Here is a 22,301-nt window from a genome sequence, read left to right as displayed (position 1 = left end):
GGTGTCGATCAGACGTTCGTCGATTATTGGTGATCCGGTGCCGGTCAGGGGGCGTCCGTGGTCGCCTCCCGGGAAGCGAGGTGGGCCGCGAGGTCGGCCACGGTGGGCCGGGCCAGCAGGTCGGCCACGCCCAGGTCCGGGCCGAAGGCCTCGCGGACCCCGTGCAGCAGCGACATCACCAGCAGGGAGTGGCCGCCGAGGTCGAAGAAGCTGTCGTCGATGCCGACGTCGGGCAGGCCCAGCACCTCGGCGAAGACGTTACACAGCGTCTTCTCCGTCAGGTCGCGCGGGGCCCGGCCCGTGCGGCCGGCGGCCATGTCCGAGGCGGTGGGCACCGGCAGGGCCTTGCGGTCGAGCTTGCCGTTGACGGTCAGCGGCAGCGCGTCGAGCACGACGAACGCCGACGGGACCATGTACTCCGGCAGTTCGGCCGCCAGCGCCGCACGGACGGCGGCCACGTCGATCCCGTCGGGACCTGCGGGGACGAGGTACGCGGCCAGGCGCTTGACGCCCGGGGTGTCCTCCCGGACGACCACGGCGGCCTGCGCGACGGCGGGCAGCCGCGTGAGGGCGTCCTCGATCTCGCCGGGCTCGACCCGGTAACCCCGGATCTTCACCTGGTCGTCCACCCGCCCCAGGAAGTCCAGCAGACCATCCCGACGCCACCGCACGACGTCACCGGTGCGGTACATCCGGTCACCCGGCGCACCGAACGGATCCGCGACGAACCGCCCGGCCGTCAACCCCGCACGGTCGAGGTAGCCACGGGCGAGGCCGACGCCGGAAACGTACAACTCGCCGGGGACACCGACCGGTACGGGCCGCAGCTGCGCGTCCAGGACGTGCGCGCGGGTGTTCCAGATCGGACGGCCGACGGTCGCCGTATCGCTGTCGAGCGTGCCACCACCAAGGGTGTTGATCGTGTACTCGGTCGGACCGTACAGGTTGTAGCCCATCAGGCCCGGCGTCTCGCACAGCCGCGTCCACAACGACTCGGGCACGGCCTCGCCGCCGAGGAGGACGAGCACGGGACGGTGCCGGTCTTCATCCAACAGGCCGCACTCGACGAGGGCTTGGGCGTACGAAGGTGTGACGTTGATGACGTCGACCTCGTGCTCGGCACAGTACGCGGCAAGACCCTCGGCGTCACGGCGCAGCGACTCGTCCAGGACATGCACCTCATGCCCCTCGACCAGCCACAGCAGTTCCTCCCACGACATGTCGAAGGAGAACGACACCGTGTGCGCGATCCGCAGACGACGCCCACCCGCCGACTCCACCACCGGGTTGAAAATCGCCTCACGGTGATTGAGCTGCATATTGGTCAAACCACGGTACGGAGTCACCACACCCTTCGGCCGACCCGTCGAACCCGACGTGAAAATCACATACGCAGCCGCATCCAGATCCACCACCGCATCCACCGACTCACCGGAGAAACCGGCCAGTTCAGCAGCCACAGCAGGATCGTCCAGCTCGACGATCGCCTCGAAGTCCGGCATCCGGTCACGGGCGGTGGAGTCGGTGACCAGGACCACTGGCTCGGTCTCCTCGACCATGAAGGCGAGGCGGTCCACCGGATAGTCCAGCTCCAGCGGAAGGTAAGCGGCACCCGCCCGCAGGACGGCGAACAGCGCCGCCACCATCTCCAGCGAACGCGGCAACCCCAGCGCCACGACCCGGTCCGGCCCGGCCCCCCGGGCGAGGAACAGCCGCGCGAGACGGTTCACCTGGGCATCCAGCTCGGCGAAGGACCACACACGGTCCCCGTCCACCAGCGCCGTCGCCTCCGGCGTCGACGCCGCCCGCTCCGCAAGCAGTTCGGCCACCGAGGCGTCCGGCAGCTCGCGCCAGGTGTCCGCCCACTCCCCCAGCACCGCGCCGTGCTCCCACTCGGTCAGGACGTCCAGCGCGCCGATGCGGCGGGAGGGGTCCTCGGCGACCTGGGCGAGGAGGGACAGCAGGCGCTCGACGAGGGCCTCTGCGGTGGAGCGGTCGTAGAGGTCGGTCCGGTACTCGAAGGCGATATCGATCTCTTCGGTGCTCGGCGTCTCCTCGAAGTTGAAGTCGAGCTCGAACTTGGCGGCGCCCAGCTCGAACGGCAGGATCCGGCTCTCCAGCCCCAGGAGGCGGCCGCCCTGCCCGTCGTTGTTCTGGTAGCCGAGCATCACCTGGAACAGCGGGTGACGCCCGGGGACGCGCACCGGGTTGACCGCCTCGACGAGGCTGTCGAAGGGCAGGTCCTGCTGGGCGAAGGCCGCGAGGTCGTTCTCCCGGACGCGGCCGAGCAGTTCGGTGAACGTCGGGTCGCCGGAGAGGTCGTTGCGCAGCACGAGGGTGTTGACGAAGAAGCCCACGAGCCCGTCGAGCGCCGTGTCCGAGCGGCCCGCGACCGGTGCACCCAGCGGGATGTCGTCCCCGGCGCCCAGGCGGTGCAGCAGGGTCGCGACGGCGGCCTGGAGCACCATGAAGGTCGTGGTGCCGGTGGCCGCGGCGGCGTCGCGCAGCCCGCGGTAGACGGCCGGGGGGACCTGGCACCGTACGGTGTCGCCGCGGTGGCTCGTGGCCTGGGTGCGCGGCCGGTCGGTGGGCAGCGCCAACTCCTCCGGGAGCCCGGCCAACGCCTGCTTCCAGTAGGCGGCCTGGCGGGCGTGCAGGCTGTGCTCGTCGGCAGGGTCGCCGAGGAGTTCGCGCTGCCACAGGGTGTAGTCCGCGTACTGGACCGGCAGCGGCTCCCAATCGGGAGTGCCGCCCGCGGCGCGGCTGGTGTACGCGGCGGTGAGGTCGTCGATGAAGGGCAGCATCGACCACTCGTCGCCGGCGATGTGGTGGAAGAGCAGTACGAGGACGTGGTCCTCGGGCCCGGCCTCCAGCACCGTGACGCGCAGCGGCAGTTCGCGCGCGAGGTCGAAGCCGTACCGGACGGCCTCCGCCACGTCCGCGTCCAGCGTCGCCTCCGTGGTGGGGGCGAGGTACAGCGCGTCGGCCGGGTCGGGCGCGTCGAGGACGAGCTGGACGTCCTGCCCGTCGCGCCGTCCCACGACCGTGCGCAGGCTCTCGTGGCGCCGGGTCACGTCGGCCACGGCGTGCCGCAGGGCGTCCAGGTCGAGCGCGCCGCTGACGCGGACGACGAGCGGGACGTTGTAGGTGGCGCCCGAGGCGTCGAGGTTCTGCAGGTACCACATCCGGCGCTGGGCATGGGACAGCGGCAGGGCGGCCGGCCGGTCGCCGCGGACCAGGGCGGGGTGCCCGCCGTCGGTCCGGGCGGTGCGCTCGGCGAGCGCGGCCGGGGTCGGCGCCTCGAAGAGGTCGCGGATGGACAGGCTGGTGTCGAGCGCCGTCCGTATCCGGCTGACCAGGCGGGTGGCCAGCAGGGAGTGACCGCCGAGGTCGAGGAAGTGGTCGTCGGGGCCGACGGATTCGAGGCCGAGCACCTCGCCGAAGAGGGTGCACAGCAGGGCCTCCCGCTCGGTGCGGGGCGCCCGTCCGGTTCCCTCGCCGGAGGGCGCGGGGAGCGCCTTGCGGTCGAGCTTGCCGTTGACGGTCAGCGGCAGCGCGTCGAGCACGACGAACGCCGACGGGACCATGTACTCCGGCAGTTCGGCCGCCAGCGCCGCACGGACGGCGGCCACGTCGATCCCGTCGGGACCTGCGGGGACAAGGTACGCGGCCAGGCGCTTGACGCCCGGGGTGTCCTCACGGACCACGACGGCCGCGTGCGCGACCGAGGCGAGCCGCGTCAGCGCGTCCTCGATCTCGCCGGGCTCGACCCGGTAACCCCGGATCTTCACCTGGTCGTCCACCCGCCCCAGGAAGTCCAGCAAACCATCCCGACGCCACCGCACGACGTCGCCCGTGCGGTACATCCGGTCGCCCGGCGCACCGAACGGATCCGCGACGAACCGGCCGGCCGTCAGACCCGGACGATCCAGGTACCCACGGGCCAGGCCGACGCCCGAGACGTACAACTCGCCGGGGACACCGACCGGTACGGGCCGCAGCCAGGCGTCGAGCACGTGGGCGCGGGTGTTCCAGATCGGACGGCCGACCGTGGCAGTGTCGCTGTCGAGCGTGCCGCCGCCCAGCGTGTTGATCGTGTACTCGGTCGGACCGTACAGGTTATAGCCGATCAGTCCCGGCGTTTCGGCCAGAAGCTTCCACAGGACCTCGGACACCGCCTCGCCGCCGAGGAGGACGAGCACCGGTCGATGCCGGCCCTCGTCCAACAGACCGCACTCGACGAGCGCTTGGGCGTACGAGGGCGTCACATTGATGACGTCCACCGCATGCTCGGCGCAATAAGCGGCCAGGCCCTCGGCGTCACGGCGCAGCGACTCGTCCAGGACATGGACCTCATGCCCCTCGACCAGCCACAGCAGTTCCTCCCACGACATGTCGAAGGAGAACGACACCGTGTGCGCAATCCGCAGACGACGCCCACCCGCCGACTCCACCACCGGGTTGAAAATCGCCTCACGGTGATTGAGCTGCATATTGGTCAAACCACGGTACGGAGTCACCACACCCTTCGGCCGACCCGTCGAACCCGACGTGAAAATCACATACGCAGCCGCATCCAGATCCACCACCGCATCCACCGACTCACCGGAGAATCCGGCCAGTTCAGCGGACACGACCGGATCGTCCAGCTCCACCACCGGCACGCCCGAAGGCATCTTGTCGCGGACGGAGGAGTGGGTCACCAGGACGACCGGTCCCGTCTCCTCGACCATGAAGGCGAGGCGGTCCACCGGATAGTCCAGCTCCAGCGGAAGGTAAGCAGCACCCGCCCGCAGCACCGCGAACAGCGCCGCCACCATCTCCAGCGAACGCGGCAACCCCAGCGCCACCACACGATCCGGACCGGCACCCCGCGCCAGGAACAACCGCGCGAGACGATTCACCTGGGCGTCCAGCTCGGCGAAGGACCACACACGGTCCCCGTCCACCAGCGCCGTCGCCTCCGGCGTCAACGCCGCCCGCTCCGCAAGCAGTTCGGCCACCGAAGCGTCCGGAAGCTCGCGCCAGGTGTCCGCCCACTCCCCCAGCACCACGTCGCGCTCCCGCTGCGTGAGCACGTCCAGGGCGCGGACCGGCACGTCGGCGGTGATGCGCTCCAGCAGGGAGACGAGCCGTCCCGCGTGCTCCTCCACCGTGGCGCGGTCGAACGCGTCGGGGCGGAACTTCCATTCCAGGACGAGGCGTTCACCGGGGTTGGTGGTGAAGATGAGCGGGAAGTGGGTGGCGTCGACGTCGGTGACGCCCTCCACGCCGAGCGCCTCGCCGACCCGGTCCCGCTCCTCCTGGTCCACGGGGGTGTTGCGGAGTACCTGGAGGGTGTCGAAGAGGCGGCCGAGGCCGGTGGTGCGCTGGATGGCGCCCAGGCTGAGCTGGTGGTGGGGCAGCAGCGCGGCCTGTTCGGCCTGGAGGCGGGTGAGGAAGGCGGCGGCCGTCTCGTCGCGGTCCAGACGGACGCGGACGGGGACGGTGTTGAGGAACATGCCGATGGTCCGGTCGATGCCGGGGAGGTCGGCGGGGCGGCCGGAGACGGTGGTGCCGAAGACCACGTCCTGGCGCCCGGTGAGTCCGGCCAGCAGGAGGCCCCAGACGCCGGAGAGCACGGTGTTGAGGGTGAGGCCGTGGGTGCGGGCCCAGCCGGCGATGCGGGCGCTGAGCTCGGCGGTGAGCTCGGTGCTGTGCTCCTCGGGCAGGAGCGAGGCGCGCTCGCGGGCGTGCGGGGCGATCAGCGTGGGCTCCTCGACCCCGGACAGGGCCGTGCGCCAGGCCTCTTCGCCCGCCGCCGTGTCCTGGGCGTGCAGCCAGGCGAGGAAGTCCCGGTAGGCCAGCGGCTCCTCGTCGGCCGGGAGGAGGTCGCCGGTGGTCACCAGAGCGTGGCAGCAGGCCAGGAGCTCCTGGAGGAAAAGGCCGGAGGACCAGCCGTCCCACAGCAGGGTGTGGTTGGTGACGAGGATGTGCTGGCGGCCGTCGGGGGTGAGGACGGAGACCAGGCGCAGCAGCGGCGGGGCGGTGAGGTCGAAGCGGGTGCGGGCCTCGGCGTCCTGGAGGCGGCGGAGTTCGGCGTCGGCGGCCTCGGGGGCGAGGGCGCGCAGGTCGGCCTCGGTGACGGGGACGTCGACCGTGTCCGGGACGAACTGGACGGGCCGGTCGAGTCCGTCGTGCAGGAAACCGGCGCGCAGGTTGGGGTGGCGGTCGAGGACGGCGGTGACGGCGGTGCGCAGGGTGTCCAGGGGGACGGGCCGGCGCAGGGAGACGACGTCGCGCGAGGTGTAGACGTCGAGGGCGTCCTCGTCGTAGAGGGCCTCGAAGAGCAGGCCCTGCTGGAGCGGGGAGAGCGGCCAGAGCTCGGCGTCGCCGGGGGCGGCGACGCGGGCCTCCTCGCTCGGCTCCGGCAGTGCGGGGGCGGTGAACGGGGTGTTCGCGGGCGTCTCTTCGCCGGTGCGGGCGGCGAGCCCGGCGGGGGTGCGGCCCTCGAAGACGTCGCGGGGGCTGAGGGCGAGTCCGGCGGCGCGGGCGGCGCCGACGAGGCGGATGGAGGTGATGCTGTCGCCGCCGAGGCGGAAGAAGTCGTCGTGGACGCCGGCCCGGGGCAGTTCGAGGACCTCGGCGAAGAGCTCGCAGAGGAGAGTCTCGTCGGGGGTCGCGGGTGCGCGGTCCTCGGCGCCCGCGGCGTACTCCAGGGCGTCGTCGGGCAGCGCGGTCCGGTCGATCTTGCCGTTGACGTTGAGCGGGAGGGCGTCGAGGACGGCGAAGGCCGAGGGGACCATGTACTCGGGCAGGCGTGCCTCGCAGGCGGCGCGCAGCCCGGTGGCGTCGGGGGTGGCGCCGGGGGCGGGGACGACGTAGGCGACGACGCGCTTGATGCCGGCGCCGGTCGTACGGACGAGGACGGCGGCGTGTCCGACGTCCTCCCGGTCCGCCAGCACGGCCTCGATCTCGCCGAGTTCGATGCGGTAGCCGCGGATCTTGACCTGGTCGTCGGTGCGGCCGAGGAAGTCGAGGGTGCCGTCCTCGCGGCGGCGCACGAGGTCGCCGGTGCGGTACATGCGGCTGCCCGCCGGGCCGTTGGGGTCGGCGACGAAGCGGGAGGCGGTCAGGCCTGGGCGGTCGAGGTAACCGCGCGCCAGCTGCACCCCCGCGAGGTAGAGCTCGCCGGGGACACCGGCCGGGACGGGGCGGAGCATCGAATCGAGCACATGGGCACGGGTGTTGCGCAGGGGACGGCCGACAGTGGGGGTGGTGCTGTCGGCGAGGTGGGCGACGAGGGCGTCGACGGTGAACTCGGTCGGTCCGTAGTAGTTGACGCAGGTGAGGTCTCGCTCCTCGCGGAGCCGGGCCCACAGGGGTTCGGAGACGGCCTCGCCGCCGAGCAGGAGAACCTGCGGCCGGGTGTCCCCGGCGAGCAGTCCGCTGTCGAGGAGCTGCTGGGCATAGGAGGGGGTGACGTCGAGGGTGTCGATGCGGTGCCCGGTGGCGTAGCGGACGACGGCCTCGGCGTCGCGGCGCTCGTGCTCGCCGAGGACGTGCAGTTCGTGGCCGCCGATCAGCCAGATGAGCTGTTCCCAGGAGGAGTCGAAGGAGAACGAGGCGGTGTGCAGGGCACGCAGGCGGTCGCGGCCGGTGGCGCGGACGGCGTCGGCGAAGACGGTGTCGAGGTGGTCGTGGGCGAGGGCGGCGAGGCCGCGGTGTTCGATGACGACGCCCTTGGGGCGGCCGGTGGAGCCGGAGGTGTGGATGAGGTAGGCGGGGTGGGCGAGTTCGACGGGGCCGCCGCGCTCGTCGTCGGTGAACGGGCCGGCGGGCAGGGAGTCCAGCTCGGCACGGACGGCCGGGTCGTCGAGGAGGACGACAGTGGTGTCCGGACCCGCGGTCAGCCGGGGGGCGACCTTGCGGGTGGTGAGCAGGAGGGCGGGCCGGGCGTCGGCCAGGAGGAGGGCGAGGCGCTCGTCGGGGTGGTCGAGGTCCATCGGCAGGTAGGCGCCGCCGGACTTGAGGACCGCGAGGATCGCGGTGACGGAGTCGGTGGAGCGCGGCAGGGCGAGGGCGGCGGTGCGCTCGGTGCCCAGGCCGCGGGCCGCCAGGAGCCGGGCGAGGCGGTCGGAACGCTCGTCGAGGACGGCGAAGGAGAGGTCCTCGGTGCTGCCCCCGAGGGCCGGGCCGACGAGCGCGGTGGCGTCGGGGGTGCGGGCGGCCTGCGCGGTGAACAGGTCGATGACGGTGCCGTCGGGGACGGGGTGGTCACCGCCGTCGGTCGCCGCCGTCAGCTGCTCGCGCTCGCCGGGCAGGAGGAGGTCGAGGCGGGCGAGCGGGGTGTCGGGCTGTTCGGCGAAGAGGGCGAGCAGGCGCAGGAAGCGGCCGGTGATGCGCTCGGCGGCGGCGCGGTCGAACAGGTCGGGCCGGTAGCCGAGTTCGAGGCGCAGCGTACTGCCGGGCAGGACGGACATGGTCAGCGGGTAGTGGGTGGCGTCGCGGGCGCCGAGGCCGGTGACGGCGAGGCCGGCACCGCCGGCGGCCAGCGCGAGGGTGTCGGAGACGTCGTCGCTGCCGGTGTAGTTCTCGACGACGAGAAGGGTGTCGAAGAGCGGGCCGTCCACGGCCGTCAGCCGCTGGATGCCGCCGAGGCCGAGGTGCTGGTGGTCCATCAGGGCGGCCTGTTCGGCCTGGACGGCGGCGGCGGTGGAGGCGAGGGTGGCGTCGGCGCCGAGGCGGACGCGGACCGGCAGGGTGTTGATGAAGAGGCCGACCATGGTCTCGGCGCCGGGCAGGTCGGCGGGGCGGCCGGAGACGGTGGTACCGCTGATGACGTCGGTGGCGCCGGTGAGGGAGCCGACGAGGACGCCCCAGAGGGTGTGGGCGACGTTGCCGAGGGTCAGCCCGCGGCCACGGGCCGCGGCGTTGACGGCGGCGGTCAGGTCGGCGTCGGCCTCGGTCTCGACGGTGGCGGGCTCGACGGGGGCGCCGAGCGCGGCGCCCGGGGCCACCGGGTGGGCCTCGGTGACGCCGTCGAGGGCGGCGGTCCAGGCGCGGCGGGCCGCGTCGGTGTCGCGGGTGGCGAGGAGTTCGAGGTGGTCGCGGTAGGGACGGACGGGCGGCAGGCCCATGAGGTCGCCGCGCCAGCCGATGAGGGTGATCAGCTCCCGCATCAGGATCGGCATGGACCAGCCGTCGAGGAGCAGGTGGTGGCAGGTGACGACGAGGCGGGCGGTGTCGGGGCCCAGGCGCAGCAACGTCAGCCGCAGGAGCGGCGGTTCGGCCAGGTCGAAGCGGTGGTTCCAGTCCTCGTCCATGGCGGCGCGCACGGCCTCGTCGTCCGCACGGTCGGTGAGGTCGAGTTCGCGCAGCGGGGTGTCGGCGTGCCGGGGGATGAACTGGACGGGCTCCTCGCCGTCGTCGTACCAGAAGCCGGCGCGCAGGTTGGCGTGGCGGCGCAGCAGGGCGTCGGTGGCGGCGGCCAAGTCCGTGAGGGCGAGGGGGCCTTCGAGGTCCAGGTGGGACTGGACGACGTAGACGTCCCGGGCGTCCTCGTCGTAGACGGCGTGGAAGAGGAGGCCCTCCTGGAGGGAGGACAGGGGGTAGACGTCCTCGAGCGCGGACCCCGCGGCAGGGTCGTCGGCCGGGATCAGGTCGGGGGTCTCAGTCATGGGAGCGCTCTCGGTCTCGCGGGTGGCGGGGGTCTGCGGGGTCGGCGCGGGGCCGCGGTCGTCGGTCATCGGCGCCTGCGCAGGCGGGCTTCGAGGCGGTCGATGCGCTTCTGGTCCATGGCGACCAGGCGCACGTCGGAGGGGGTGATGCCGCCCGCGTCGGGGTCGGCGGTGTGCCGGGCGAGGGCGTCGAGCGCGGCGAAGAAGCGGTCGGCCAGGGCGGCGACCTGCTCCTCGGTGAAGAGGGCGGCGGGCCAGTACCACTCGACGGCCAGCTCGGGCTTCCCGTCGGCGTCGGCGCGGACGACCGCGTCGAGCTCCAGCGGGTACGGCACGGGCATGCCGGCGTCGGGGGCGGCGCCCTCGGTGACGGCGGCGCGCTCGGCGTCGGGGGCGAACGGCCAGCCGGTCACGGCGCCCTGGTGATCGGTGCGGCCGCGGTAGTTGAAGAGCAGCTGCGAGGCGGGCAGGGCGGAGAGCACCGGCGCCGTCTGGGCGTTGAGGTGGCGCAGCAGGCCGTGGCCCAGACCCCGGTCGGGGGCGGCCCGCAGCTGTTCCTTGACGAGCTTGAGGGCGTCCCCGGCGGGACGGCCGCCGGCCAGGGCGGCGGCGACGTCGAGGGTGGAGACGTCCAGGCGGACGGGGTGGACGGTGGTGAACCAGCCGACGGTGCGGGACAGGTCCGGGGTGATGCCGGCCGTGTCGCTGCCGCCGCGGCCATGTCCTTCCAGGTCGATCTGGAGGGCGCCGGTAGAGGCGGCGGGCAGGGCCGGGTTGGTGGTGCGCCGCCAGTCGGCGGCCGCGAGGGCGAGGCCGGCGAGCAGGACGTCGTCCACACCGGCCGAGTACGCCTGGGGCACGGCGTTCAGCAGGGGTGCCGTGCGGTCGGCGGGCAGGGCGAGGCGCAGGGTGCGCAGGGTGGCGGTGGTGTCGCGGCGCGGGTCGGCGGGGGTGCGGGCGAGGGGTGCCTGCGGTCCGGCGAGCGCGGTGCGCCAGTGGGCGGTCTCGGCGGTGCGGGTGCGGCTGTGGGCGTGCTCCAGCAGGGTGGTGGCCCAGGCGCGCAGTCCGGTGGCCTCGGGTTCGAGGGCGGGGGAGCGGCCCTGGGCGCGGGCGGCGTAGGCGTCGGCGAGCCCGGGGAGCAGAACGCGCCAGGAGACGCCGTCGACGGCGAGGTGGTGGATCGTCAGCAGCAGGCGGCCGTCGGTGTCCGGCCCGGCGTCCAGGTGGACGGCGCGCAGCACGGTGCCGTGGTCCGGGTCGAGGGCGGCGGCCGAGGCGTCGGCCTCCTTGGTGAGGAGTTCGGCGCGGGCGGCCGTGTCCAGGCCGGTGAGGTCGGCGCGGCGCAGGGTGGCCGGGTCGGTCACCGCGGGTGCCTGGTCGGCGGGCAGGATCTCCTGCGTCCACAGGCCGTCGGTGCGGTCGAGGCGCAGGCGCAGGGCCGGGTGGTTGCGGGCGAGGTCGGCGAGGGCGGCGCGCAGGGCGTCGGGGCGCAGGCCGGCGGGGACGGTGAGGAGCACCGACTGGTTGAACCGGCCGATGGGGCCGCCGCGTTCGCGCAGCCAGTGGACGACGGGCAGCGGCGGCAGTTCGCCGTCGGCGTCCGGGACGGCCGCCGCGGGCGCGTCCTGCGGTACGGGCGTTCCGCCCGCGGCGGCCAGGGCGGCCGGGGTGGGGTGCTGGAAGACGTCCTTCGCGGCGACGGTGAAACCGGCCTTGCGGGCGGCGCTGACGAGCTGGATGGAGACGATGCTGTCGCCGCCCAGGGCGAAGAAGTTCTCGTCCTCGCCGACATCGCGGAGCCCCAGGACCTGGGCGAAGACCGCGGCCATGGCGGCGGCCGGGCTGTTCCGTTCCTCTCGGGGCGAGGCCGGGCGGGCCGTGCGGCCGGGCTCGGGCAGGGCCTTGCGGTCGAGCTTGCCGTTGACGCTCAGCGGCAGCGCGTCCAGCAGGGCGACGACGACGGGCACCATGTGCTCGGGCAGACGGCCGGCGAGCGCGTCGCGCAGCTCCTGCGGGTCGGGCGTGGCACCGGCGGCGGGGACGGCGTAGGCGACGAGCTGGCGGGCGCCGCCGGGGGCCAGCGGCCGGGCGACGACGGCGGCCTGCGCCACGGCGGGCAGGTCGGTCAACGCGGCCTCGATCTCGCCGAGTTCGATGCGGAAGCCGCGGATCTTGACCTGGTCGTCGGTGCGGCCGAGGTATTCGACGGAGCCGTCGGCACGGCGGCGGACGAGGTCGCCGGTGCGGTACATGCGCTCACCGCTGCCCTGCGGGTCGGCGACGAAGCGCCCCGCGGTCAGGCCCGCGCGGTTGAGGTAACCGCGGGCCAGCTGGACACCGGCGAGGTAGAGCTCGCCGGGGACGCCGACCGGAACGGGGCGCAGGGCCGCGTCCAGGACATGCAGGCGCGTGTTCCACACCGGGCGGCCGATCGGCACGACACCGGTACCGGGCTCGGCACGGTGGTACGTGACGTCGACGGCCGCCTCGGTCGGGCCGTAGAGGTTGTGCAGCTCGATGTGCGGCCACAGGGCGGCGAAGCGGTCCACGGCGGCGGCGGGCAGGGCCTCGCCGGAGCAGAAGACGCGGCGCACGCCCGCGAAGCCGGTGCGGATCGCCTCGTCCTGCTCGGCCGCGACGGTGAAGGCGGTGAGCATGGACGGGACGAAGTGGGCGGTGGTGATGCCGTGTTCGGCGGCCAGGGCGGCGAGGTGGTCGGGCTCGCGGTGGCCGCCGGGCCGGGCGAGGACCACGGCGGCGCCGCTGACGAGCGGCAGGAAGAACTCCCAGACCGACACGTCGAAGCTGGCCGGGGTCTTCTGCAGGATGCGGTCCTCGGGCCGGATGCCGTACTGCTCGCGCATCCAGTCCAGGCGGTTGACGATCGCCTCGTGGGTGACGACGACACCCTTGGGGCGGCCGGTGGAGCCGGAGGTGTAGATGACGTAGGCCGCGTGCTGCGGCCCGGCGACGGGCAGTTCGGCGTCCACGGCCGGTGCGGGCCCGTCGGCGAGCACGACCGGGATGTCACCGAACCGCGGCAGCCGGTCGCGCTCGTCCGCCACGGTCACGACGCAGACCGGCGCGGCGTCCTCGACCATGCCGGCCAGGCGGTCGGCGGGGTAGTCGAGGTCGAGCGGCAGGTAGGCGGCGCCGGACTTCAGAACACCCAGCAGCGCGACCATCAGTTCGGCGGAGCGCGGCACGGCCACGGCGACAATCCGGTCCGGACCGGCACCCTCGGCGACGAGGCGGGCGGCCAGCGCACCGGCCCGCTCGTCGAGTTGACGATACGTCAGCTCGGTGCCCTCGTACACGACGGCAACGGCATCCGGGGTGGCGGCCAGCCGCTCGGCGAAGCGGGTCACGAGCGTACCCCCGGGCACGGCGTGCGCGGTGGCGTTCCACTCCCCCGCCAGGGCCCGGCTCTCGCGCGGGCTCATGGTCCCGATGCGGTCGACGGTGCGGCCGGGGGCGGCGAGCGCCTGCGACAGGACGTGCAGGAGCCGGTCGGCGAGGAGTTCGGCGGTGGCGCGGTCGTAGAGGTCGGAGGAGTGGATGACGGTCAGGTCGGTGCGGTCGCCGTCGGCGGACTCCAGGAAGGTGAAGGCCAGGTCGAAGCGGGCGGCGTGCAGCGGGTCGGGCAGCAGCTCGGTGCGGGCGCCCAGCAGGGCGTCCAGTCCGGCGGCCTCCTTGCGGTGCTGGACCATGACCTGGAACAGCGGGTGGCGGCCGAGCGAGCGCTCGGGGCTGACGATCTCCACCAGGCGGTCGAAGGGCAGGTCCTGGTGGGCGAGCGCGCCCAGCACGGTCTCGCGGGAGCGCTCGACGAGCTGGTCGAAGGTGGGAGCGGCCGCGCCCTCGGGGGCGGTCAGGTCGTGCCGCATGACGAGGGTGTTGACGAAGAAGCCGACGACGTTCTCCACGGCCTCGTCGGCCCGTCCGGCGACCGGGGTGCCCAGGGCGACGTCCGTGGCCCCGGCGAGGGAGCCGAGCAGCAGGGCGCCGGCGGCCTGGGTGACCATGAACGGGGTGACGCCGGTGCGGTGCGCGTAGTCGCGCAGCGCGGTGTGCAGGGCGTCGGGCAGGGTCAGCCGGACGGCGCCGCCGCGTCCGCTGGGCTCTGCCGGGCGCGGGCGGTCGGCGGGCAGGGCGAGCTCGTCGGACAGGCCGGCGAGGCGCTCCGTCCAGTAGGCGGTGAGGCGTTCGCCGTCCGCGGAGTCCGTCAGCAGCTCGCGCTGCCACAGGGTGTGGTCGGCGAACTGCACGGGCAGGGCGGCCCAGTCGGGCTCCTTCTCGCCCCGGAGGCGGGCGGCGTAGGCGGCGTCGAGGTCGCGCAGCAGCACGCCCTCGGACCATTCGTCGCCGACGATGTGGTGCAGGGCCACGACCAGGACGTGGACGCCGTCGCCGGAGCCGATCAGCGTGGCGTGCACCGGGGGCGCGGCGGCCAGGTCGAAGGCGCGGGCTCCGGCCTCGGCGACGGCCGCGTCCAGGTGCCCGGGCGCCACCTCCCGCTCCTCGAAGGGGACATGGGCCTCGTCGGCGGTCAGCACCTTCTGGTGCGGGCGGCCGTCGCGGTCGGGGAAGACGGTGCGCAGCGCCTCGTGGCGGGCGACGACGTCGGCGAACGCGGCGCGCAGCGCGGCGGCGTCCAGCTCCCCCTCGATGCGCAGGGAGCAGGGGATGGTGTAAGCGGTGCTGGGTCCGCCGAGCTGGTGGAGGAACCACAGCCGGGCCTGGGCGGGCGACAGCGGCACCTCCTCGGGGCGCGGGCGGGCCGTGGGGCCGGGCCGGTCGGCGCCGGTGGCGTCGAGGCGGCGGGCGACGGCGGCCGGGGTGCGGGCCTCGAACAGGTCGCGGACGGTGACCGGGTGGCCGAGGGCGGTGCGGACGCGGCCGACGAGGCGGGTGGCGAGCAGCGAGTGGCCGCCGAGGGCGAAGAAGTCGTCGTCGGCGCCGACCGTGGGCAGGCCGAGGACGTCGGCGAACACCCCGCACACCAGGGCCTCGCGCTCGTCGCGCGGGGCGCGGCCGCCGGTGGTGGTGAAGTGGGCGGCGTCCGGCTCCGGGAGGGCTTGGCGGTCGAGCTTGCCGTTGACGTTCAACGGCAGCGCGTCCAGGACGACGACCGCGGACGGGACCATGTACTCGGGCAGCCGTGCGGCCAACGTCGTGCGCAGGGCGGCGGGTTCGAGGGTCGCGCCCGGGGTGGGTGCGGCATAGGCGACGAGGCGCTTGACGCCGGCCGCGGCGGTGCGCACCAGGACGGCGGACTGGGCGACGCCGGGCAGGCCGGCCAGCGCGGCCTCGATCTCGCCGGTCTCGACGCGGAAGCCACGGATCTTGACCTGGTCGTCGTCGCGGCCGAGGTAGTCGAGCGTGCCGTCGGCGCGCCACCGGACGACGTCCCCGGTGCGGTACATCCGGGTGCCTTCGTCACCGAAGGGGTCGGCGACGAAGCGGGAGGCGGTCAGTCCGGGGCGGTTGCCGTAGCCGCGGGCGAGGCCGGGTCCGGCGATGTACAGCTCGCCGGCGACGCCGGCCGGGACCGGCCGGAGTCGCGCATCGAGCACATAGACACGGGTGTTGGCGATGGGGCGGCCGACGAAGGGGGTGGTGCTGTCGTCGAGGGCGGCGCCGAGGGTGTCGACGGTGTATTCGGTGGGGCCGTAGAAGTTGTGGCCGATGACGCCCTCGGTCCCGCGGATTCGGGTCCACAGCGCCTCGTCCACGGCTTCGCCGCCGAGCAGGAAGAGGACGGGCCGGTGACCCTCGCCGTCGAGGAGGCCCCATTCGACGAGTTGCCGGCCGAAGGACGGGGTGACGTCGAGGGTGTCGATGCGGTCGGCGCGCAGCCGGGCGGCCAGTGCCTGCGGGTCGCGGCGGAACTCCTCGGTGTAGACGTGCAGTTCGTGGCCGCAGATGAGCCAGAGGAGCTGTTCCCAGGAGGAGTCGAAGGAGAACGAGGCGGTGTGGGCGGCGCGGAGCCGACGGCCGCCGGCGGCCTCGACGGCGCGGGCGAAGACGGTGGAGCGGTGGTGGTCGAGCATGTTGACCAGGCCGCGGTGCGGCACCTGGACGCCCTTGGGGCGGCCGGTGGAGCCGGAGGTGTGGATGACGTAGGCGAGGTCGTCGAGGGCCGGGCGGCGCAGGCCTGCCGGGCGGGCGGCGGCCTGCGGCACGTCCTCCGCGAACAGGGTCGCGTCGAGGGGCAGTTCCCCGGCGACCTGACGGGTGGTCAGGGTGACGGCCGGTGCGGCGTCCTCCAGCATCAGGGCGACGCGCTCGGCCGGGTGGTCGAGGTCCACGGGCAGGTAGGCGGCGCCGGACTTGAGGGCGCCCAGCACGGCGGCGACGAGGTCGGCGGAGCGGGGCAGGGCGAGGGCGACGGTCGCGCCGGGTCCCGCTCCCCGCTCGGCGAGGAGGGCGGCCAATGCGTCGGCGCGGGCGTCGAGTTCGGCGTACGTCCAGCGCTGGTCGCCGCAGACGACGGCGGTGGCATCGGGGGTGGCGGCCACCTGCTGCTCGAAGGCGTCGACGACGGTGCCGTCGGGGACGGGCCGGGCGGTGGCGTTCCAGGTGTGCAGCAGGGTGTCGCGCTCGGCGGGGTCGAGGACGTCGAGCGAGGCGACGGTCGCCCGCGGCTGCTCGGCCATGGCGGCGAGCAGGCGCAGCAGGCGGCCGCCCAGCTCGGCGGCCTGCTCGCCGCTGAACGAGTCGGGCCGGTACTCGACGGTGATCTGCGGGGCGTCGCCGGGCAGGGTCAGGACGGTGAGCGGGTAGTGGGTGGCACCGCGATTGCCGATGCCGGTGACGGCCAGGCCGCCGGCCGTCAACTCGTCCGCGTCCATGGGGTAGTTCTCGAAGACCAGCAGGGTGTCGAAGAGCGTGCCGAGTCCGGCCTGTGCCTGGATGCCGGCGAGCGAGGCGTACTGGTGGTCGAGGAGGCGCGACTGGTCGTCCTGGAGGCGGGCCAGGGCGTCGGCGACGGTCTCGTCCTCGTTCACGGTGAAGCGGACGGGGATGGTGTTGCTGAAGAGGCCGACGATGGACTCGACGCCGGGGATGTCGGCCGGGCGGCCGGAGACGGTGGCGCCGAAGACGACGTCGGTGCGGCCGGTCAGCCGGGCGAGCAGGATCGCCCAGGCGCCCTGGACCAGGGTGTTGAGGGTCAGTCCGTGGCTGCGGGCCAGCGCGGTCAGGGCGTCGGCGGTCGCCCGGGGCAGCGGGAGGTCCACCTCACCGGCCCGGGTCCCGTCGGCCCCGTCGCCCGGGAGGACGTCGGCGAGCAGGGTCGGCGAGGTCAGCCCGTCGAGCGCGGTGCGCCAGGCGGCGGCGTGGGCGTCGGCGTCCTGGCGGGCCAGCCAGGCCAGGTGGTCGGCGTAGGAGGCGGCGGGCGGCAGCGCGGAGGCGTCGCCGCCGGCCGCGTAGGCGGCGAGGATCTCGCGCAGCATGACCGGGGTGGACCAGCCGTCCATGACGATGTGGTGGCGGGTCAGCACCAGGCGGTGGCGCTCGTCGGCGATGCGCAGCAGGGCGCAGCGCAGCAGCGGCGGCCGGGCGAGGTCGAAGGGCCGGGTGGCCTCGGCGGTCTCGATGGCGTCCACGGCCTCGTCGAGGGCCTCGGCGGGGGTGCCGGTGAGGTCGTGCAGGGTCCACGGGACGGTGACCCGGGCCTCGACGGTCTGGACGGGGCGGTCGGTGCTGGTGTGGTCGAAACCCGCGCGCAGGGCCGGGTGACGGTGCACGACGGCGTCGACGGCGCGGTGCAGCGCCTCCTCGTCGAGCGGGCCGGTGAGTTCGAGTCCGGTGAGGGAGGTGTAGAGGTCGTCCGCGGCGGTCTCGTAGAGGGAGTGGAAGAGCAGCCCGTCCTGGAGCGGGGAGAGCGGCAGGACGTCCTCGGTGCCGGGGTGGGCGTCCAGGACGCGGTCCAGCGCGTCCGGGCCGAGGCCGGCGAGCGGGACGTCGGACGGGGTCAGGCGGGCGGTGCCGCCGCCGGCGGCGTGGGCGGCGAGCGCGTCCAGGGCGGTGAACCAGCGGTCGGCGAGGTCGCGGACGGCGTCCTCGGTGAGGACGCCCTCCGGCCAGGTGAGCACGCACGTCAACTCCGGCCCCTCGGGCCGCTCGTGGACGAACGCGCCGATCTCCAGGGCGTGCAGGGCGGGCTGTCCGGGGTCGGTGGCGGCGGCGAAGGCGTCGCCGGCGGGCGTCCACTCGGCCTCGTCGGCGGCGAACCGGCCGAGGTAGTTGAAGAGCAGCTCCGGCGCGGGCAGGGCGGCCAGTTCGGCGCGGGCCGCGGGGTCGAGGTGGCGGAGCAGTCCGTAGCCGGTGCCGTCGTCGGGCAGGGCGCGCAGCGCTTCCTTGACGAGGCCGAGGGCGCGGCCCGCGGCGTCCCCGCCGGCGGCGGCGGAGTCGAGGTCGATCCCGTCCAGGTCGAGACGGACGGGGAATTCGCTGGTGAGCCAGCCGACGGTGCGGGCGGTGTCGGCGCCGGGCACGAGGTGGTCCTGGCGGCCGTGGCCCTCCAGGCGCAGCAGCAGGTCGGCGCGGGCGGCGGGGCCCTGCTTCTCCCGGCGGCGGCCGGCGACGGCCAGGGCGAGGCCGGTGAGCAGGACGTGGTCCACGCCGGCGTGGCGCAGCGCGGGCACCTCGGCCAGGAGCGGCGCGGTGCGGTCGGCGGGCAGCGTCAGGCGCAGGGTGCGCCCGGTGGCGGCGGTGTCGCGGGCCGGGTCGACGGCCCGTTCGCCGAGCAGCGGTCCGGTGCCGGGGGCCAGGATCTCGCGCCAGAGCGGGAGTTGGGCCTGGACGGCGTCGCTCGCGGCGGCGTCGTGGAGGCCGCGGGCCCAGCGGCGCAGCGGGGTGCTCGCGGGGGCGAGGTCGCGTCCTTCGTAGGCGGCGCGCAGGTCGGGCAGGAGGATGCGCCAGGAGACGCCGTCGACGGCGAGGTGGTGGACGGCGAGGACGAGCCGGCCGGGGGTGCCGGGGCCGAGGTCGCACCAGGTGGCGGCGAGGACGGTGCCGGCGGCGGGGTCGAGCCGGTCGGCGGCGGCGTCGCGCTCGCGTCCGAGGGCGGCGTCGAGGGCGTCGCCGTCGAGGCCGGTGAGGTCGGCGCGGTGGAGGGTGGGCACGGGGGCGGCGGGGCGGACCTCGGTCGTCCATGCCCCGTAGCCGCCGGACTCCGTCACCAGCCGCAGCCTCAGCGCATCATGACGCTCCGTCAGGGCACCCAGCGCGGCCGTCAGACGCTCCGGGTCGAGCCCGGCCGGGACGGTGACGGCCGTGGTCTGCGCGAAGCGCCGTATCGGCCCGCCGCGCTCGCGCAGCCACTCGGTGATGGGCATGGCGGGCACCGGCCCGTCGGCGTCGTCGCGGGCGTCCCGGGTCCCGCCGCCGTCGAGGCGCTCGGCGACGGCCGCGACCGCGGCGACCGTCTTGCGCTCGAAGACCACGCGGGGCGTGATGCCCCAGCCCGCCTGGCGGGCGCGGCTGCCGAGCTGGATGGCGGAGATGCTGTCGCCGCCGAGGGAGAAGAAGTTGTCGTCGGCGCCGACGGCGTCCAGGCCGAGGATCTCGGCGACGACGCCGGCGAGCACACGCTCGGCCTCGGTGCGGGGGGCGCGCGAGGCGGTGGCGGCGGCGGGCTCGGGGTCGGGCAGGGCCTTGCGGTCCAGCTTGCCGTTGAGGCTCAGCGGGAGGGCGTCGAGGACGAGCATCGCGGGCGGCACCATGTGCTCGGGCAGCGTGGCGGCCAGCCCGGTGCGCAGCTCCTCCGGGTCGAGGGCGGCACCGGCGGCGGGCACGGCGTAGCCGATGAGGCGGCGGGCGCCGCCGGGGGTGATCTCGCGGGCGGTGACGGCGGCCTGGGCGACGCCAGGCAGGGCCTCCAACGCGGCCTCGATCTCGCCGAGTTCGATGCGGAAGCCGCGGACCTTGACCTGGTCGTCGGTGCGGCCGAGGTACTCGACGGAACCGTCGGCGGCCCAGCGAACGAGGTCGCCGGTGCGGTACAGGCGTCCGCCCCGCGGCCCGAACGGGTCGGCGACGAAGCGGCCGGCCGTCAGTCCGGGGCGGCGCAGGTAGCCGCGGGCGAGCTGGACGCCGGCGAGGTAGAGCTCGCCGGGGACGCCGACCGGGACCGGGCGCAGGGCCGCGTCCAGGACGTACAGCCGGGTGTTCCACACCGGCCGCCCGATGGGGACGACGCCGGCGCCGGGGCGGGTGCGGTGGTACGTGACGTCGACGGCCGCCTCCGTCGGGCCGTAGAGGTTGTGCAGCGGAACGCCGGGGAGCGTCTCGTGCCAGCGCTCGACGACGTCGCCGGGCAGCGCCTCGCCGGAGCAGAAGGCCCGGCGCAGTCCGGCGCAGGAGGCGGCGGTGGCGGGCTCCTCCAGGAAGGCGCGGAGCATCGACGGCACGAAGTGGACGGTGGTGATCTTCTGTGCGGCGATCAACCGGGCGAGGTAGGCGGGGTCCTTGTGGCCCTCGGGGCGGGCGAGGACGACAGTGGCGCCCTCGCACAGGGCCCAGAAGAACTCCCAGACGGAGACGTCGAAGCTGGCGGGGGTCTTCTGCAGCACGCGGTCGTCGCGGCGCAGCCGGTAGGCGTGCTGCATCCAGGCCAGACGGTTGACGATGGCGCGGTGGGTGACGACGACGCCCTTGGGGCGGCCGGTGGAGCCGGAGGTGTAGATGACGTAGGCGGCGTCGTCGGGCCGGGGGGCGGCGGGCGCGGCGTCCGACTCCTTCACATCCTCCAGCAGCAGCGCGACGTCCCGCGCGGCGGCCGGGAGACGGTCGGCCACGGCGGCGGTGGTGACGACGCGTACGGGTGCGGCGTCCTCGGCCATGGCGGCGAGCCGCTCGGCCGGATAGTCGGTGTCCAGCGGCAGATAGGCGGCGCCGGACTTGAGGACGCCCAGCAGCGCGACCATCAGCTCGGCGGAGCGCGGCACGGCCACGGCAACGATCGCGTCGCGGCCCGCCCCGGCGGCGGTGAGCGTACGGGCCAACGCCTCGGCGCGCGCGTCGAGTTCGCGGTAGGTGAGGGTGGTGCCCTCGAAGACGACGGCGGTGGCGTCGGGCGTGGCGGCGGTGCGTGCGGCAATGCGCTCGACGAGGGTGGCGGCGGCCACGGGGCGCTCGGTGGCGTTCCATGTGTGCAGGACGGCCTCGCGCTCGGCGTTGGCGAGGAGCTGAGCCTCGTCGAGGGTGAGGGCGGGATCGGCGGCGAGGCGGGCCAGCAGGTCGGCGCAGCGCTCGGCGTGGCCGGCGAGGGAAGCGGCGTCGTAGAGCGCGGGGTTGGCGTCGAACTCCAGGTGGAGGAGGCCGTCGGGGCTCTTGCTGACGGAGACCGACAGGTCCTCGACGGGTCCGGAGGCGAGGTTGACGGTGTGCCCGGGGATGCCCGCGAAGTCCAGGTCGAGGTCGAAGGGCTTGAGGTTGAGCATGGGCCCGTACAGCCGCTCGTCGCTGCCGACGAGGCCGAGGTCGCGGCGGATGTCCTCGCCGCGGTAGTGCTGGTGGCGGCGGGCGTCCTTGAGTTCGCCGGCGGCGCGCCGGATCAGGTCGGGGAGGGTGTCGGTGCCCTGGACGGCGAGGCGGACGGGCAGCACGTTGACGGCCATGCCGGGCACGCGCAGGGTGCCGCGGGCGCTGCGGGCCATGAAGTGCATGCCGAGGACGGCGTCGGTGGTGCCGGTCATGCGGTGCAGGTAGCCGGCGACGGCGGCGGTGGCGGCCTCGGCCCAGGTGCAGCGGACGGATTCGGCGGCGGCCAGGACGGCGGCGGAGCGCTCGGCGTCCAGGCCGGTGCGGTGTCGCAGGAAGGTCCAGGAGGCCTGGGCGGTCTGCTCGGTGAGGCCGGTGACGCGCGGCCGGCCGTCGTGGCGCTGCGTCCAGTAGGCGCGGTCGGCGGCGGGCTTGTCGGAGGCGAGGTAGGCGCGGTCGGCCCCGACGAGGGTGGCGACGGGCTCGAAGGGGGTGGCCGGGACGTCCTCGCCGCGCACCAGGGCGGTGTAGACGGCGGCGACGCGGCGGGTGAACAGGGCGACGCTGTAGCCGTCGACGACCAGGTGGTGGAAGTACTGGAACCACAGGTGGTGGCCGGGGGCGACGGTCACCAGCAGCGAGCCGGTGAGCGCGGGGGCCCCGCCGTCGGCGGCGTCCAGCCGCGGCGGGCAGTCGAGCTGGGCGCGGACGAGCTCGACGGCGGCGTCGACCGGGGAGACGGCGCCGGTGGTGTCGAGGCGGGGAAGGTGCCAGGCGGCGGCGTCGAAGGGGACGGGGACCTGAACGGTGCGGCCGTCCTCCTCGGCGAGGCGGATGTGCAGCCCGTCGGCCTCGGCGAGGGTGCGGCGGAGGGCTTCCTCCAGGGCGGCGACGTCGAGCTCACCCTTGAGTTCCACGTACTGGCCGACGTTGTAGCCGGGGTTCTCGGGGTCGATCCGCTGCGCCGACAGCACACCCTCCTGGGCTCGCGTGAGCTCCAGGGTCCGTGCTGCGTCGCTGGTCACCTCTGGCATGGCGCCTTCCGGGTCGTTCGTGGTGCGGGAGACCGCCGCGGCGGTGCGCGCGGCGGGAGGAAGCGAAGGGGTGGTGCTGCCCCGGCCCGCCCGGCGGGGGTTCCGACGGGCCGGGGCG

General features: G+C 74.6%; 2 protein-coding genes. Both read right to left on the bottom strand.

Translation table 11 applies throughout. The annotated features are described in order from the left end of the window. Positions 1–44 precede the first annotated feature (44 nt). The gene (locus tag AB8735_RS34785; RefSeq protein ID WP_372411626.1) at positions 45–9,728 is read right to left on the bottom strand and encodes an amino acid adenylation domain-containing protein; all 9,684 of its coding nucleotides are present in this window, start codon (positions 9,726–9,728) and stop codon (positions 45–47) included. Next, complete coding sequence (locus AB8735_RS34780) at positions 9,725–22,174, bottom strand: amino acid adenylation domain-containing protein (RefSeq protein WP_372411624.1); 12,450 nt, start codon at positions 22,172–22,174, stop codon at positions 9,725–9,727. Before AB8735_RS34780 ends, AB8735_RS34785 begins: the two co-directional genes overlap by 4 nt. Positions 22,175–22,301: the final 127 nt, after the last annotated feature.

This window comes from Streptomyces luteireticuli (assembly GCF_041519305.1).
GTDB lineage: Bacteria > Actinomycetota > Actinomycetes > Streptomycetales > Streptomycetaceae > Streptomyces > Streptomyces luteireticuli.
This window is presented reverse-complemented; position numbering and strand designations above follow the sequence as displayed.

Bases quoted from the DNA above. Each gene is read 5' to 3' on its own strand.
- AB8735_RS34785 (WP_372411626.1), bottom strand. From the start codon at position 9,728: ATGACCGACGACCGCGGCCCCGCGCCGACCCCGCAGACCCCCGCCACC.